Here is a 471-nt window from a genome sequence, read left to right as displayed (position 1 = left end):
GCAAAAAAAGATAATGAATTAAAAGTTATAAAAACATTACTTGGAACATCTGAAAATACAAATACAGATAAGGTAAAAAATTATATAGAAAATTTAGTTAAATTAGAAAAAGCAAAAACAAATTATGAATATTATTCTAATAATAATATTGATGAAAAATATAACATTATAATATATAAGCAAAGAATGAATATATTATCCTATGAAAATAGTTTAGTTGAAAAAGAAAAAGAATTAATTCCAAATAAAAAGTTATTGGAAAAAGAAGCTAAAAGACTTTTAGAAAGTTGTGATTTAAAAATAAATAGCTTAAATAAAACTGTAGATACATTAGAAAAAGGAAAAGAAAAATTAGATAAATTTACATCTGAAAAGAAATTAGAAAATGGATATACAACTATTCAGTTACTTGCATTAAACAAAATTACAAAAGGAGAATACAACAAGGTATTCTTTGAAGCTAAAAAAATA

The 471-nt window shown here is 19.5% G+C and carries 1 protein-coding gene; it reads left to right on the top strand.

The annotated features are described in order from the left end of the window. Nucleotides 1-471 (top strand): hypothetical protein (locus L988_RS13775; RefSeq protein WP_047380889.1); only part of this gene is annotated, 471 nt, incomplete at both ends.

It is taken from the genome of Cetobacterium sp. ZWU0022, from assembly GCF_000800875.1.
Taxonomy (GTDB): domain Bacteria; phylum Fusobacteriota; class Fusobacteriia; order Fusobacteriales; family Fusobacteriaceae; genus Cetobacterium_A.
The sequence above is the reverse complement of the archived record's forward strand: the minus strand, read 5'-3'. Positions and strand labels throughout refer to the sequence as shown.